The sequence below is a fragment of the Rhizobium bangladeshense genome, assembly GCF_001662075.1.
Classification (GTDB): domain Bacteria; phylum Pseudomonadota; class Alphaproteobacteria; order Rhizobiales; family Rhizobiaceae; genus Rhizobium; species Rhizobium bangladeshense_B.
In genome coordinates, this window is record NZ_LYPL01000013.1 from 1 (window position 1) to 14,692 (window position 14,692).

At 61.4% G+C, this 14,692-nt stretch carries 10 protein-coding genes; 1 reads left to right on the plus strand and 9 read right to left on the minus strand.

Annotation, left to right across the window (positions count from 1 at the left end):
* Positions 1-191 precede the first annotated feature (191 nt).
* Positions 192-605 (minus strand): hypothetical protein, encoded by a 414-nt coding sequence (locus tag A7X77_RS23015; protein WP_064685160.1) that lies wholly within the window; start codon positions 603-605, stop codon positions 192-194.
* Positions 605-871: a type II toxin-antitoxin system prevent-host-death family antitoxin gene (locus A7X77_RS23020; RefSeq protein ID WP_064685161.1), complete on the minus strand. Its 267-nt coding sequence runs from the start codon at positions 869-871 to the stop codon at positions 605-607. The genes A7X77_RS23015 and A7X77_RS23020 overlap by 1 nt, the downstream gene beginning before the upstream one ends.
* A 226-nt stretch (positions 872-1,097) precedes the next feature.
* Here A7X77_RS23020 and A7X77_RS32590 point away from each other — a divergent pair, with 226 nt between their 5' ends.
* The gene (locus A7X77_RS32590) at positions 1,098-1,421 is read left to right on the plus strand and encodes an FkbM family methyltransferase (protein WP_280950352.1); all 324 of its coding nucleotides are present in this window, start codon (positions 1,098-1,100) and stop codon (positions 1,419-1,421) included.
* 70 nt (positions 1,422-1,491) lie between these two features.
* Here the strand turns inward: A7X77_RS32590 and A7X77_RS23030 are convergent, their stop codons facing one another.
* The 7 genes from A7X77_RS23030 to A7X77_RS23060 all read right to left on the minus strand — a co-directional run bounded on the left by A7X77_RS23030 (position 1,492) and on the right by A7X77_RS23060 (position 14,688).
* Positions 1,492-2,289, minus strand: a complete 798-nt coding sequence (locus A7X77_RS23030) for a DUF6030 family protein (RefSeq protein WP_064685163.1) — start codon at positions 2,287-2,289, stop codon at positions 1,492-1,494.
* Between the two features lie 399 nt (positions 2,290-2,688).
* Complete coding sequence (locus tag A7X77_RS23035; protein ID WP_064685164.1) at positions 2,689-4,131, minus strand: HlyD family type I secretion periplasmic adaptor subunit; 1,443 nt, start codon at positions 4,129-4,131, stop codon at positions 2,689-2,691.
* Positions 4,128-6,272, minus strand: a complete 2,145-nt coding sequence (locus A7X77_RS23040) for a peptidase domain-containing ABC transporter (protein ID WP_040112894.1) — start codon at positions 6,270-6,272, stop codon at positions 4,128-4,130. The genes A7X77_RS23035 and A7X77_RS23040 overlap by 4 nt, the downstream gene beginning before the upstream one ends.
* Before the next feature lie 45 nt (positions 6,273-6,317).
* A complete protein-coding gene (locus A7X77_RS23045; protein ID WP_040112893.1) occupies positions 6,318-6,626 on the minus strand; it encodes a hypothetical protein in 309 nt (102 codons plus the stop codon).
* Between the two features lie 60 nt (positions 6,627-6,686).
* On the minus strand, positions 6,687-7,919 hold the full coding sequence (locus A7X77_RS23050; RefSeq protein ID WP_064685165.1) for a GTP-binding protein: 1,233 nt from the start codon (positions 7,917-7,919) through the stop codon (positions 6,687-6,689).
* 49 nt (positions 7,920-7,968) lie between these two features.
* Complete coding sequence (locus tag A7X77_RS23055) at positions 7,969-13,260, minus strand: DUF4082 domain-containing protein (protein WP_064685335.1); 5,292 nt, start codon at positions 13,258-13,260, stop codon at positions 7,969-7,971.
* Positions 13,261-13,503: 243 nt separating this feature from the next.
* The gene (locus tag A7X77_RS23060; protein ID WP_064685336.1) at positions 13,504-14,688 is read right to left on the minus strand and encodes a GTP-binding protein; all 1,185 of its coding nucleotides are present in this window, start codon (positions 14,686-14,688) and stop codon (positions 13,504-13,506) included.
* Positions 14,689-14,692: the final 4 nt, after the last annotated feature.

Genomic DNA, 14,692 nt, shown 5'->3' on the forward strand with positions numbered 1-14,692 from the left:
CTCGACACCGCGGAAATGCTTGGGCTACCGAACCCCGGCGGAGGTCTTTCGCAAGAAACTACTCGCGCAAATCCGACGTGTCGGCTAGCGTCCAACGCGCAAGTCGCAGTTCGGCGTGAACCTACACGGGGGTACATTCAATTTCCAAATGCGAAAGCCTCAACTACCAGCGCCGGCCGTTGCCGTGGCCGTCAGCGGAACCGGCTGACTTCCGTGGCCGACTTGCGGCGTCTGATGAATTCGCGCAGCAACGGCAGGAAGAAGGCTTTGCTGAAGCGGCCTGTCGGCGGTTCGGGCTCGAGATAGAATGAATTGCCGACGCTGTCGGTGTTGAACTCATCGAAGATGATCCAAAGCCTGCGATCGGCATCAAGGCCGGCGCGGCGCTTTTCGATCGCAGGCACCTCTACGGCAAAGCGCGATGCCTCCGGCTGTTTGGTGGTGATGGGAAAGAACAGGACCAGATCACTGTCCGGCCGCGGCATTCTCACGCCCACGGTGACCGGTCGCTCCTTGCGTCCTTCCGTCTCTCCACGCTCAGCCTCGCGCGCCCACAGGTAGGGATAGCGTATGACGCTTGCGGTCTGGATCAGGTCGTAGCTCACTACCGACCTGCCTCATCCTCGCCGGCATAGGTCTCGACGGCGTTCTCGAATTCAGCGAAGAGTTCATCCGACATGGTCCCGATGGTGCCGGCGGATCGGCGGTCGGATTGCTTCATCAGCCGCTCGTAGTCTTCGATGTTGAGGAGGACGAGGCGCGGCTTGTTGCGCTGGGTGATGGTGACCGGATGACGAAGCGCCTCGGCGATGATGTCGCCGGATTTCCGGGAGAGATCACTGGTAGAATAGGAACCGCTTGACCTGGGCATAGGCGTCCTTCTTTGCTGTATTTGCTGTTATATACAGCATATACAATAATGTTGTATATATGTGAGGCTGCCCTTATTTCGACGATTGAACGGCGGGCTTCTCTTTGGGCCAATATGGTCGGAAACGAAGCTTGCCCGGTCTGCGGTGGTTACGACCTCAGGATCGACTAGGTTTTTAGCCCGACGCGCCATCATTACCGGACGAGATCGAAGGTTTTTCGAATAAATCTCCGTTCCGACCCGGCGCCTGGATAGCTATCAGTTCGACGCTGTCGGCTTCATCAAGATCGACGTTGAAGGCCACGAGCTAAAAGTACTCAAAGGTGCGGAGGCGATATTGCGCCGGGACCGTCCCAACCTGCTCATCGAGACGGAAGACCGACATCGACCCAATGCTGTCGCGAGTGTGATCGACTATCTCACACCGTTTGGTTATTCGGTATACTGCCTGAAAGATCGAAAATTGCGTTCCCTCTCGTCCGAGGAGGTTCGGAAGAGCTCTTCCGGCAGGCCTTATAATTACGTTTTTTCTATCCGTAAGGACCTGTAAAGCGTCGTTCGTGGCGCCCTCCTCTGCAAGGTCGTGGCAACTCCCGCAGGTCACCCCTCCGGCTACGCAGTCAATTTGCACAATTGGCTGACATGGACGTACTCGAGCGGTCCGTGAGCCCCGAAACGTTGCGGCGATCGGTTCCGGTTAGCCAGCGCTCCGGCGAAAAATACGTCTTGGTCCTCACCTGCGAAGCTGAAGTCGCCTTAAGACCAAGAACAAAATCAAAATTGTTTCCACCGTCGGCTTCACGCATGAAACTGAGATAGGCGCCGAATCGTTCTTCTTCGACATTTCGAAGGTTTTGGATCGGCGTAAGACTATCCTCGAAATCGCGCCAGCACGCCTGCTTCACAATGATCTCGAACATGCGCAGAATAGCCGGGGCGAGACGCCCCTCATCGTCTGTCGTCGGCCCAATGATCCTGGCGCGGATCTCAACAATATCGCCCATTTCATTTCCACGAACCTTGAGAAAGGTGGAACTGAGGGGACGCGCCTCGTCGCGTTCATAGATGCGCTGAAAATAACATTCATAATTGCGATTGCGCATCGATGCCGCTTTCCATTCGCTCATCTCGATGCCGGCCTCTCGAAGAGCCGCGCAAATGTTCGACCCCGAGACGCGCCATATTCGTAGAAACTGACCTGCCAGCTCCGGCTTCGGGACCTCGATCAGCTGCGGCGATATCGACATCGGCCGGAGAGAAGACGCAACCTCATCATCACGGCGGGCGGCGACTTCCGATGATGGGGCAGCCCTGTTGAGAGCTCGATCTTCAATGGGCCCAGCCGGACCTTCGAGGCGGTCGCTTCCACCGAAAAAAATGACGACCCCGGCTACAAGCAACATGCAGATCAAAAGCACTGGCCACAGCAGCCAGCGGGGGACGTTCCGCAATGGGAAACTCCAGTGTGAACGTGGGCCGCCGCCAGGAGGATCGACGTCTGATAACACCTTGTCCACGGCGCGGCCTCACAAACAAAATAGGAGCGGGTGCGAGTTCGAAGTCGAGTGACCTCGATTCTCTTTGCGACCAACCGGGCTTGGTGATCAGCCCCGGCTCGCGGCTCCTGAGGTGAGCAACGCATCTGAAAAACCGTACTGTTCGACTCACCTACACAGCGAGTGTGAGGTTAGGCGCGTATAGCGTCAAGCGGCGACCGATTTCACGAACATGCAGGCGGCCAAACCGCAGACGATGAGACGCGATATCTGGCCTCAAAGCTCACTCGGAACTGTGTTTTCAGCCACCAATCCGTCAGCCTATGGTTCACGTATTGCGTTATCGAGTCCGCGCAGCAACGGATACAGGAAGTAGGAAATCACCGTGCGGTTGCCGACCTTGATTTCCGTCGACACGGTCATGCCGGGAAGCAGCCGCACCGGCACATCTGCGGCATTCAGCCGGGTATCGGCAAGCAGGATCCGCGCCTTGAAGAAGGGGGCGGCCGGCTGGCCGGGGGTGGCTGTTTGCTCTTGCTGGCCGGTTAGAAAAGTGTCCTGGCTGATGGTTCTCACTTCGCCGGAGGCGGTGCCATACTTCTGGAAGGGATAGGCGTCGAGTTTGATGCGTGCCTCCTTGCCGACGGCCACGCGGCCGATGTCGCGCGTGTTGATCGACACTTCGGCTTCGAGCGGTACGTTGATCGGCACCAGCGTGACGACCGGTTCGGCCTCCCGCACCACCGAACCGACCGAACGTTGCGCCAGATCGAGCACGACGGCATCGGCCGGTGCCGTCAGCGCCACCATGTTGCGGCGCAACTCCAGTTTCTTCAGCTCTTCGCCCGCCATGTCGCGCTGGCTGCGCAGCTCCACCAGCTGCTCCATCGCAGCGCGGCGGAAATCCTCGATGAAAGCCTGGCGGTCGGCGAGCAGCTTGGCATAGGTGTGAGCCGCCTCGTCGGCCTTGCCGCGCACGGCGGTGATATCAGCCTCGACATCGAGACGCGCGTCGCGCGAGCCGAGCATGGTAAGCAGCGAGCCGCTTTCAGTGTCATAAAGCTTCTTTCGCGTCGCCTCGATCTGCGAAAGGTTGTCGCGCCGGTCGTTCAGCACGGCCTCCTGATTGCGGTTTGCCTTTAGAACGGAAGACTGGCCGGCGATCTGCTGCTCGAAATTCTGCAGCTGGGCCATGTAGAAGGCGCGCCGCTGGCCGAACAGCTGCAGCTGCAACTGCTCGTCCGGCGTGTTGCCGGCGATCTCCGAATAGTCCTTGCCGGTAAGCTCGGCCTCGAGCCGCTTCACCTGGGCGTCAAGAGCGGCAAGCTTCGCCCTGAGCTGCCCGACATCGGCCTGGCTGAAGGTGGCGTCGAGCGTCGCCAGCGTCTGGCCGGCATGCACCACCTCCCCGGCCTTGACCTCGATCGTGCGGATGATCGAGGTTTCAAGCGGCTGAACGACGATGGTCGGCTGGGTGGTGACGAGCTTGCCGGGGGCGATCACCACCTCGTCGACCGACGAGACCGAAGCCCAGATGATCGCCGAAGCAATCAACGCCGTCACGCAGTAGAGCGTCATACGGGCGACCCGCGGCGGCGCCCTTTCCTCGAGCTCGACGGCATCGGACTGGAATTCTGCAATTGCGGGCGGCAGCGGCGGGCGAGCGATGAGCTCCCTCCCCTTGCCTGAGGGTTTCTCGTCCGAGCGGCCTTGGTCCAGTGGGGCGGGCAGATTCTCGTTGGGTTTTCTCGCGTGCGCGCTCATGCGACCTGCCTCATCTGCTGGGACCAAAGGTGGCGATAGGTCATGCAGCGCGACACAAGCTGATCGTGCCGGCCGATATCGGCGACCTTGCCACGCTCGACGACGAGAATGGCATCGGCATTGACGAGCGTCGAAAGCCGGTGCGAGACGATGATGACGGTGCGGCCGGCGGCGATGCGGCTGAGATTGTCGCGGATGATCGCCTCGCTGTCAGGGTCGAGCGCGCTCGTCGCCTCATCGAAAATCAACAGCTTCGGATCGGTGATCAGCGCACGGGCAATCGCCAGCCGCTGTTTCTGGCCGCCCGACAGGTTGGCGGCGTTTTCCTCCAGCAGCGTGTCGAAGCCGCGCGGCAGGCGCTCGATGAACTCCTCGGCGCCGGCGATGCGGGCGACTTCCATGATCTCCTCGATGCTGGCATCGGGCTTGGCGGCGGCGATATTATCGCGGACCGAGCCGCGGAACAGGAAATTGTCCTGCAGCACGACGCCGATGCTGGTTCGAAGGTGCACCAGGTCGATCTCGCGGCTGTCATAACCATCCATGCGCACCAGCCCTTCTTGGCTCTGATAGAGCCCCTGGATGAGCCGGGTGATTGTTGTCTTGCCCGAGCCGCTCTTGCCGACCACGCCGAAGACCGAGCCCGCCGGAATGGCGAAGGAGACATTATCGAGCGCCGGCGCGCTGTCGGCAGCGTAGCGGAAGGTGACCCGGTCGAACTCGATGCGGCCCTGCAAGCGCGGGCGAACACCCCGCCCCCGGCCCGCCTGCTCCGGCCGCTGGTTCATGATCTCGCCGAGCATGCGCACGGAAAGCGCTACTTCCTGATATTCATGCACCATGGTGACGATCTGCACCAGCGGGCCGGAGACGCGGCCGGCGAGCATGTTGAAGGCGACAAGCGCGCCGATGGTCATCGCGCCGTTGAAGACATCGAGCGCGCCGAGGCCGATGATCGCCACGCTCATCAGCTTTTCCAAAAGGCCGGTCATCGATTGGGCGATGGTCGAAATCTTCTCGACCCGGAAGCGCACCGATATCGACTGGGCCGAATAATCGTCCCACACCTTGCGCTGGCGCGGTTCCAGCGCCAGCGATTTGACGGTGCGCATGCCGTGCACGGTTTCCACCAACAGGGCCTGACGGTCGCCTTCCGCCTGATAGAGCGCCTGCAGGCGGCGCTGGAACGGCCCGACCAACAGCATCACCACCAGGCCGACCAGCGCTGCGAAGCCGAGGACCACGAGCGTCAGCTTGACGCTGTAGAGAAGCAGGATCGGCACAAAGACGAAGAGGGACACGCCGTCGAGAAGCGTCAGAAACAGCCGGCCCGTCAGGAATTCGCGGATACGCCCCGTCTGCTGCATATGCTTGACGAGAACGCCGGCCGAAGCCTGTTCGAAGAGCGCGATCGGCAGATTGAGCAGATGGCCGAAGGTGCGGGTCGCCACCCGGATGTCGATCCTGTTGGTGGCGTAGAGCAGCAGATAGCGGCGCAGGAAGCTGAAGGTCGCATCGAAGATGAGCGCCACGCCGATACCGACCGTCAGAACCGTCAGTGTTGCATAGCTCTGATGGACGAGCACTTTGTCGATGACGAGCTGAAAGAACATCGGAGTCGTCAATCCGAGGCCGTAAAGGACGAAGGCTGCCAGCGCGACATCACGGAAGAAGCTGCGCTGCCTGATGATCTCGGGCACGAACCAGCGGAAGCCGAAAGGCCGGTCCTCATCGGACATACGATAATTGCGTTTCAGCAGAACCACCGATCCGAGCCAGGCCTTGGCGAATTGCTCTTCACTCAGCATCATCGCTTCGGCGCGTGAGGCGAGCGGATCGAGAACGCGAATTCTCTCCTCCTCACCGCTCCCGACAGCGTCGGCGATCACTACCCAATTGCCGTTCGTCAGCTCCGCGAGCACTGGAAAGGCCTCGCCGAGCTGAAACAGCGATCGCCAGTCGAGTGTCAGATGCCGGGCCCTGAGGCCGGCATCCTTGGCCATGCGCAGCAACTGCCGCACGGCAACGGGATCGTTGCCGACGGCATAATCGTGCTGCAGGCGCTCAGGAGCAAGATCGACGCCGTGATGACGCGCGACGAGCGCCAGACAATGCAGGTTGGTATGCAGAAAACCACTCATGGCCCACCCGAAACCCAATACGAAACCGAGGCGATATCTGTTTTGTCAGTTGAAGTTCGGCGAAGCGTTCGAAGCGCCGGCCGGCCCCGATTGAATATCGGCAGCCGCCGCAGCTGACATATCGCCAACGCGACGCACCGCACCCGCTTCGACCAACCCACCGAGCGCCTTCTGCATTAGATCGACCGCATTGGCGAAGGCATCGACAGGCATGATGATGCGCTGGCGGAAGACCGGTTTCGGATTGTTGTTGGCATCACGATCGGTAGCCGAAAGCGACATCAGATCGATGCGCACGATCGTTCCGGTAATGGTGATTTCGCCGATGCCGTCCGCGTAGAGTTCGTTGCTCATTGTTCTCTCCTCTGGTTGATAATCAAAACGTCTTCACCTTAGGGCGCCCATGGGGACGCTCTAACCGTTTGAATGTGCATGTACATGCCCGTGCGGCCAGGCCGGAAACGGGTCCCGGAGCCCGATAGCAGTCTGCGGGTCGAAGCCCGTCTCCTCACCGGTCAGGCAGTCGTCGAGCGCCGCCCTGATTGCTCCTTCGTCGAAGCCGGCGCCGATGAAGACGAGTTCCTGGCGGCGGTCGCCCCAGACCTCGTCCCAATGCCGGTCGATGAGCTGGCGGAACTGCGGAAAGCGTGGCCACTGCACCCTCGGCACCGAGGCCCACCAGAAACCCCTGGTGTCGATGCGGCACTGGGTGCCGGCTATCGACAGCAGACCGATCTCGTCCGGCCTTGTCGCGAGCCAGAAATGCCCCTTCGCACGGATGAGGCCCGACCATTTCCTGCCGAGGAAACCCTGCAGCTTTGAGGGATCAAACGGCCGGCGGCTGCGATAGACGAAGCTTCTGATGCCGTATTCCTCGGTCTCCGGCACATGGTCGCCCCAACCGAAGAGTTCCTTGTGCCAGAGCGGATGGCGGGCGGCCTTCGCCTCGCTGAAGAGACCGGTATTCAGGATCGTGCCGAGCGGCACCTGGCCGAAGACTGCTTCGATCACCTCTGCGTCCGGATTAAGGGCCGCGACGACCCGGCGCACCTCGGCAAGGTCGGCGCATGGTACGTCGCCTGCCTTGTTGATGATGACGACGTCGGAAAATTCGATCTGCTCGACGAGCAGTTCCACGAGCTTGCGCTCATCGTCCCCGTCACGCCGTTCGCCGCGATCGGCAAGGAACTCGGCACTCTGGTAATCGGCAAGCAGATTGATCGCATCGACAACGCAGACCATCGTGTCAAGGCGGGCGACGTCGCAAAGGGCTGACCCGCTTTCGTCGCGGAAGGAGAACGTGGCGGCGACCGGCAACGGCTCGGCAATGCCGGTGCCTTCGATCAGCAGATAGTCGAAACGGCCGGCGGCTGCCAATCGCCGCACCTCGCTCAGGAGATCGTCGCGCAGGGTGCAGCAGATGCATCCGTTGGTAAGCTCTACCAGCGTCTCGTCCGTGCGCGACAGATCCGCGCCGCCTTCGCGCACGAGATCCGCATCGATGTTGACCTCGCTCATATCGTTGACGATGACAGCAACCCGACGACCCTCCCGATTGCTCAGGACATGATTGAGGACAGTCGTCTTTCCGGCGCCGAGAAACCCGGCGAGAACCGTAACCGGCAATCTGATATCTGTACGCATCATCGATACTCTCACTCTTTACGGCATGCTTGGTCTTGCTCCCGCGTGGGCGTTACGCCGCGAGCTGCGGTTTGAATGCCACGTCCACGTAGTAGTTGGTGCTGTTGTAGCTGGCGGTCGGGAACAGCCCGCCTGATCCATAGGCATAGACGCCGTTATTGCCGCCGGGCGCCTTCAGGTCCCCATTCGTCACATCGCTGGCAAAATAATTGCCGGTCGCCGAGTAATTGCCGTTGCTCGAGTAGGAAACGACGTAGGTCGTATCCGCCTGGATCGCGATCTGCTGGCTCAGTTGCGCGGTCTGCCAGCCGCTTGCCGTCTCGTTGCTGAAGGTGACGCTGCCGAGCAGCGTGCCGGAGGCCGTCCACAGATAGCCGTTATGCGGGCCGGTATTATCGGCCCCCTTGTAGAAGCGGATGCCGGTGATCCAGCCCGCGGTATCGGCCTGGAATTTCATACCGAGATTGATCTGCTGGTTGTCGTTGGCGTTGACGATCGCAGGCGTTGCATCGGCGGCAAAGAGGTTCTGCTCCGGACCGGCGGCCCCGTTGCTGATGGTGAGCGCAACCTGCGCCGAGGCCGTGCCGCCATTGCCGTCCGAAATCGCATAGCTGAAGCTTGCCGGCCCTGAGTAGCCTGCCGTCGGCGTAAATGTCACCGTCTGGGCCTGGGCATCGTAGGAAACAGTGCCGTTGACCGCGCCGCTGACACCGGTAACGACAAGCGGATCGCCATTGCCGTCGCTATCGTTTGCCAGGAGTACCGAGGCCTGAATGGTGATCGGCGTGCCGGTAGTGGTTGAGAAGCCGCTGTCATTGGCAGCGACCGGAACCGTATTCTGCCCGCTGCCCTGCCGATAGAGCACGTCGATCCAGTAATTGCTCGCATTGTAGGAAGCGGTGGGAAACAGACTGCCCGTGCCATAGGCATAAAGCCCGTTGCCGCCACTCGTCGCACTCGACGGCGCCGTCAGCGCACCGTTCGAATAATCCGTCGTGAAGTAATTCGCTGTTGCCGAATAGAAGCCGTTCGAATGGTAGCTCGCCACATAGGTGGTGCCGGCCGAAACATTGATCGGCTGGGTGAAGGAAACCGTCTGCCAGCCGCTCGCCGTCTCGTTGATGAAGGTCGCCTGGGCCAGAAGCTGGCCGTTCGCCGTCCACAGCGAGCCGACATGCGTGCCGGCATCCTGGGCGCTTCTGTAATAGGTCAGCCCGGTGATCTGGCCGTTGGCAGAAGCAATGAACTTGACCCCGAGTTCGACCGAGTTGGCGTCATTGGCGGCGGTAATCCCCGACGTGTCGGCGCCGGTGAACAGGCTCGACGTCGCGCCCCCCGCCGGCGGCGTGTCGACGGTGAGGCTGACCGTGGCCGACGCCGTGCCGCCAAACCCGTCCGAAACCGTATAGGAGAAGCTTGCCGCACCGGTATAACCCGCCGTCGGCGTGAAAATGACGGTTTTCGTCTGGCTGTTGAAGCTCACCGTTCCGTGGACCGCACCATTGACACCGGTGATGCTGAGCGCGTCGCCATCGCCATCGGTGTCGTTTGCAAGCAGGCTGGCGGCAGCAATCGACAACGCCGTGCTGGAATAGGTCGTGTAGCCATTGTCATTGGCGGCGGTCGGCAGCACGTTGCTCGTCTGGTTATAGACGACATCCACCCAGTAGTTCGACGACTGGTAGCTGGAGGTCGGGAAACCGGAGCCGTCGGCAAAGACGCCGTTACTGCCGGCAAGCGCCGTCAGCGAGCCGTTGCTATGGGTGGTCGTGAAATAATTTGCCGTCGCCACATAAGAGCCGGTCGTGTGGTAGGAGGCGACATAGGTCGTGCCGGCCAGGATATGCACCGGGTTCGAGAACGTCGCGGTCTGCCAGCCGCTCACCGCTCCGCTGTCGGCGAAGGTGACGGTCGCCACCAGCGTGCCGTCGGCCGTCCACAGCGAGCCGGTATGCGGGCCGGTATCGCCGGACGCCTTGTAGAAGCGGATGCCGGTTACCATGCCGCTGGACGAAGCGACGAATCGCATGCCGAGCTCCAGCGACTGGCCCTCGTTGAAGCTTGCGCCCGTCGGTCCTTCGCTCGACTTGAACAGCGTCTCCCCGGCGGGGCCCGGATCAACGGTCAGGCTGACATTGCCCTGATCCGTGCCGCCGCGCCCGTCCGATAGCGTATAGGTAAAGCTTGCCGGGCCTGTATAATTGCTGGTCGGCGTGAAGGTGATGGTGCCGTTCTGCTTGTTGAGCGTGACGGTCCCGTTGACGCCATTGCCGACGGCCGAAATCGTCATCGCATCGCCGTTGGGATCCGTATCGTTTCCGAGGAGCGAGGCGATCGAGATGACCACGCTGTCGTTACGGGTCAGCGTCAGCCCTGTATCGTCGGTGGCGACCGGAGCACTGTTGGGGCCGGCATCGAAGACCACATCGACCCAGTAGTTGGTGCCGGTGCCGGGATTCTGGCCGGGGAATATGCCGGCGTTGTCGCCATAGGTGTAGACGCCGCCGCCATCGACGACCTTCAGCGCGCCGCTGGCATAGGTGCTGCCGAAATAATTCTCGGTGGCGGAATAGAAGCCGTTGGTGTGATAGGAGGCCACATAGGTCGTGCCGGCCGCAATCAGGATCGGACTGGAGAACATCACCGTTTGCCAGCCCGAGAGCGACTCGCCGACCGAGACACCTGTTGCCAGCAGCGTTCCGTCGGCTCTCCAGAGGCTGACGGCATGGTCGCCGATATTGTAGAAGCCTTTGTAGAAGCGGATGCCTTCCACATAGCCTGCCGCCGTCGCCTGGAAGCGCAGTCCGAGCTCGACCGATTCGCGATCGATCGCCATTTCGACAGCGGGCTTGTCCGCCAGCGTCCAAAGGCCCTGGGTGTCCGGCAGGGTGACGGTGACCTGCTTGCCGGCCGAGGGCGCCTCCATGTTGACGCTGTCGTCGACGGCGCGCGACATGATCGTATAGGTGCCGCTCGCCTGCACGACCCAGTTATAACTCCAGGTCTCGCGGCCTGTGGCCTTGAACCAGTGCTGGCCGCCATCGGTGGAGACCTCGACGCCGGCAATGATGCCGCCGCCGAAATCTTGCGCCGTGCCGGTGATCGTTACATACTGCCCTTCGAGGAAGCTTGCGCCGACGATCGGCGACGTGACCGACGATGTCGGCTTCAGCGTGTCGATCGATTGGGTCGCCAGGATCAGGCTCGCATCCAGCGTCGTCGGCTGAATGCCCATGTCCGCGAACATGTTGACCATCGCCTGCTGCACGTTGCGATCGGTTGACGTGGCCGGGCCCTGGTGGTTATCACTCAGCCCCCAGGACCAGAAAACGGTGCCGGCGCCGAAGACCAGCGCGCCGCTTGCGGCCCGGTACATGGTCAGGCTGTGGGTCGCCACCGCATCACCGACCGTCGTGCCGTAATCGCGCAGATAGGTGCTCACCGAGACCGAGGAGAGCGACAGGTTGATCAGTCCAGCCGGACGGAAGCCGTTCTCGACATCCGAATCCCATTCATAGCCGAGCAGGTTCTGCACGAGATTATAGGTCTCACCTTCCTGCAACTCGGAAACGTCGGTGTTGCGCCAGAAGCGCAGGTTGGAATAGTCGTAGGGGATGGAGATCGTGTCCTGGCGGTAGCTGTCCACCTGGAACATCGTGCCGGTCAGCGAATTTTCCGGCTCCTGACCCGGATCGGCATAGCGCGGATCGCGCCAGGTGCCGGTGCCGACATTGCTCGGATCGGTGCTCGTGCCCCAGGTCTCCTTGTAGCAGACCATGGTGCGATAGGCCTGGCCGCTGCCGTCGATGCTGCTTTCCCAGCGGATTTTCCAATAGCACTCGTTGCCGCTCCAGAAGGCGAGGTTGACGCCGGCATCGCGCGCCGCCTCGACATTGACGCGCTGTTCAGCCGACCAGTATTCATCGTGCCCGACGGAGAGGTAGGCATCGTGGTTGAGCAGCAGCGCGCCGCTGCGCGTCGCATCGACGCCGGATATATAAGAAACATCATAGCCGTTCTGCTCCAGCCATGAGATGGCGGAGGATTCGACGCCGAAGATGTAATCGTGCGAGCCGCCGATCGGGCTCGTATTGGTGATGATCGGCCGGTTATAGCTGACGGCCGATGCGCGGCCGATGGCGGTCACGCCGCAGCTGCAGTTCGGCGGCAGGTAGCCGATCATATCGGCCGGATCGACAGGCACTTCGCCATAATAGAGGCTGGCCCCGCCCCAGGCATTATAGGCCTGCCATGTCGTATCGGACGTCTGGAAGACGATGTCGCTGGTGGAGGCGTCGTCGCGCACGACGAAAGGAATGATACTGGCGTCTTCGACGCCGTCCTCGCGCACTAGTTTGGCGAAATAAACGCCGGAGACCGCGTCGGTCGGAATCTGCCAGCTGGCGGAAACCGACCAGTTGCCGCAGTCGATGAGGCCGAGCGACATGTCGACGATCGGATGCGGCTGGATCTGCGCCGTGGTCAGCGATTTCTCGATCGAGTCGACCTTTCGCGCGCCCGCCCCGCCGTAATAGCCCATGCGATAGATATCGATGCGATAATGGGTGGAATCGGTGGCGATCTTGAAATCGACCGTCTGACCGATATTGGAGCTGATTTCGGTGGCAAAGCCCTGGATGGTGCCGTTGCCGTCGCCCTCCAGACCCCATTCGCTGATGGGGTTGCCCTGCTTCAGGTTTTCGAGCGCGATCTTGTTGGGCGTCGCCGCGGCCGCAGCGACAGCCGCCGGTGCCGCCAGTGCTGCAGGAGCCGCGGTCTCGGCAGAAGCATCCTGGCTCGGCTCGACCGAGATGGATGCAATCGAGGCCTGAAGGCGCAGCGAAGCCGTGCCGACAGTGCTGGAAGAATTGACCGGCGCCGCCGTCTCGACGCTGCCGGTATCGGGATCGTCGGTAACACCCGTCAGTGCGGGAGCGGCGGGCAGTGTCGCGGCCTCCTCGAACGGATCCGGGCCAAGCACGGTTCGCTCAGACGTCGAGGAAGGTGTCTCGAAGACGGTCGCAGCCGACGCCGTCTTGGTGAACGTATCCTGCGCGCCGCCATCGGCCGCAGACGCCGGCGTCAACGATGCAGGGGACGATTGCATGGTGCCTGACGGTATCAGGGAAGATGTGACCGTGCCGGTGAAGGAGGATTGGACGGTTGCGCTGCCCTGATTGGCAAAGTTCGGGGAACCATCAGTACTTGTCGAAGACACGACTGTCGCGGATCCAAGGGTTGCGCCCCAGGCAGAGGGCGCACGACAGATACTCAACGCTCCACCAAATGTACTCAGGTACTCACGATTACTGACATGAATTCTCCGCATCAGCGGCGTCCCCATTCCGTCGACCGACATTGGAAGACTTCATCCTGACAGCTTTCGCGAGAGAACGTACGACAGCAATCTGGGGTATGCGGGTGGTACCCCCCATACGCCGATATGATGACCCTCACCGCATACCGGCCGACAGGACCTCGAAGCCAGTGCCTGGCACTGGTTGAAAAGGCATTCCGAGTCCGTATTGTCTCGCCCACGCGGCTGGTCGAGCCGGTCAACTCGAGAGTTGTCCTGCCCAGCCCCGTGCTACCAGGCCGGAAACGGATCTTCGAGGACGGCCCAGTCCCGCGGATCGGCGCTGGCGAGGCATCCGTCCAGCGCGGTCCGCACACCTGCCTCGTCCATGCCCACGCCGATAAAAACCAATTCCTGCCGACGGTCGCCCCAAGCACTGTCCCACCGGCTCTCAAGATGCTGACGAAACTGCTGATGGCTCGGCCAGTCCTGCCGGGGTACGGCTGCCCACCAGAGCCCCATGGGTTCGCAGCGCCGTTGGATCCCGGCAGCCGACATCAGGCCCACATGCCGCGGGCGCGTGGCAAGCCAGAAATGGCCCTTGGCGCGCAGCACCCCCGGCCAGGGCTCGTCCAGAAATGCCCGAAACCGCATGGGATCGAAGGGACGCCTGGTGCGATAGACAAAGCTGGAGACCCCGTATTCCTCCGTTTCCGGAACATGCTCATTCGGGGTGTACAATTCCTTGTGCCACAGGGGATGCGCAGCCGCCTTCGCTTCATCGAAGAGGCCCGTATTGAGGACGGTCGAAAGAGAAATTCTGCCGAAATCCGTCTCTACCTGGAGGGCATCCGGGTTGAGAGATGTAATGATCTTGCTGACTTCGGCGCGGACTTCTTCATTTGCGTCCGAGATCTTGTTGATCACGACGACATCGGCAAACTCGATCTGATCCACCAGCAGGTCGATGAGTGTGCGTCGATCCTCACCGTCGCGCTGCAGGCCGCGGTCGGCAAGCAGATCGGCACTGCTGTAGTCGGCTGTCAAGTTTGCAGCATCGACCACAGTGACCATTGTATCGAGCCTGGCAAAATCGGCGAGCGAGACGCCGTTCTCGTCACGGAACGAAAAGGTTGCCGCAATGGGGCGTGGCTCGGCAATGCCGGTGCCTTCGATCAATAGATAGTCGTATCGCCGCTCTTCGGCCAGTCGCCGTACTTCCGTCAGGAGGTCATTGCGCAGGGTACAGCATATGCAGCCGTTGCTGAGCTCGATCAATGTCTCCGTCGTATGCGACAGGTTGCAGCCGCCGTCTCGAATGAGACTGGCGTCTATGTTCACTTCGCTCATATCGTTGACGATGACGGCGACCCGCAGGCCCTGACGGTTATTCAGGACGTGGCTGAGGAGCGTCGTCTTACCGGCCCCGAGGAAGCCAGCCAGCACGGTCACAGGCAGCCGCTCGAACCTGCTCATCGGC

Bases quoted from the DNA above. Each gene is read 5' to 3' on its own strand.
- A7X77_RS23020 (WP_064685161.1), bottom strand. From the start codon at position 871: ATGCCCAGGTCAAGCGGTTCCTATTCTACCAGTGATCTCTCCCGGAAA.
- A7X77_RS23035 (WP_064685164.1), bottom strand. From the start codon at position 4,131: ATGAGCGCGCACGCGAGAAAACCCAACGAGAATCTGCCCGCCCCACTG.
- A7X77_RS23040 (WP_040112894.1), bottom strand. From the start codon at position 6,272: ATGAGTGGTTTTCTGCATACCAACCTGCATTGTCTGGCGCTCGTCGCG.
- A7X77_RS23045 (WP_040112893.1), bottom strand. From the start codon at position 6,626: ATGAGCAACGAACTCTACGCGGACGGCATCGGCGAAATCACCATTACC.
- A7X77_RS23050 (WP_064685165.1), bottom strand. From the start codon at position 7,919: ATGATGCGTACAGATATCAGATTGCCGGTTACGGTTCTCGCCGGGTTT.
- A7X77_RS23055 (WP_064685335.1), bottom strand. From the start codon at position 13,260: ATGGGGACGCCGCTGATGCGGAGAATTCATGTCAGTAATCGTGAGTAC.
- A7X77_RS23060 (WP_064685336.1), bottom strand. From the start codon at position 14,688: ATGAGCAGGTTCGAGCGGCTGCCTGTGACCGTGCTGGCTGGCTTCCTC.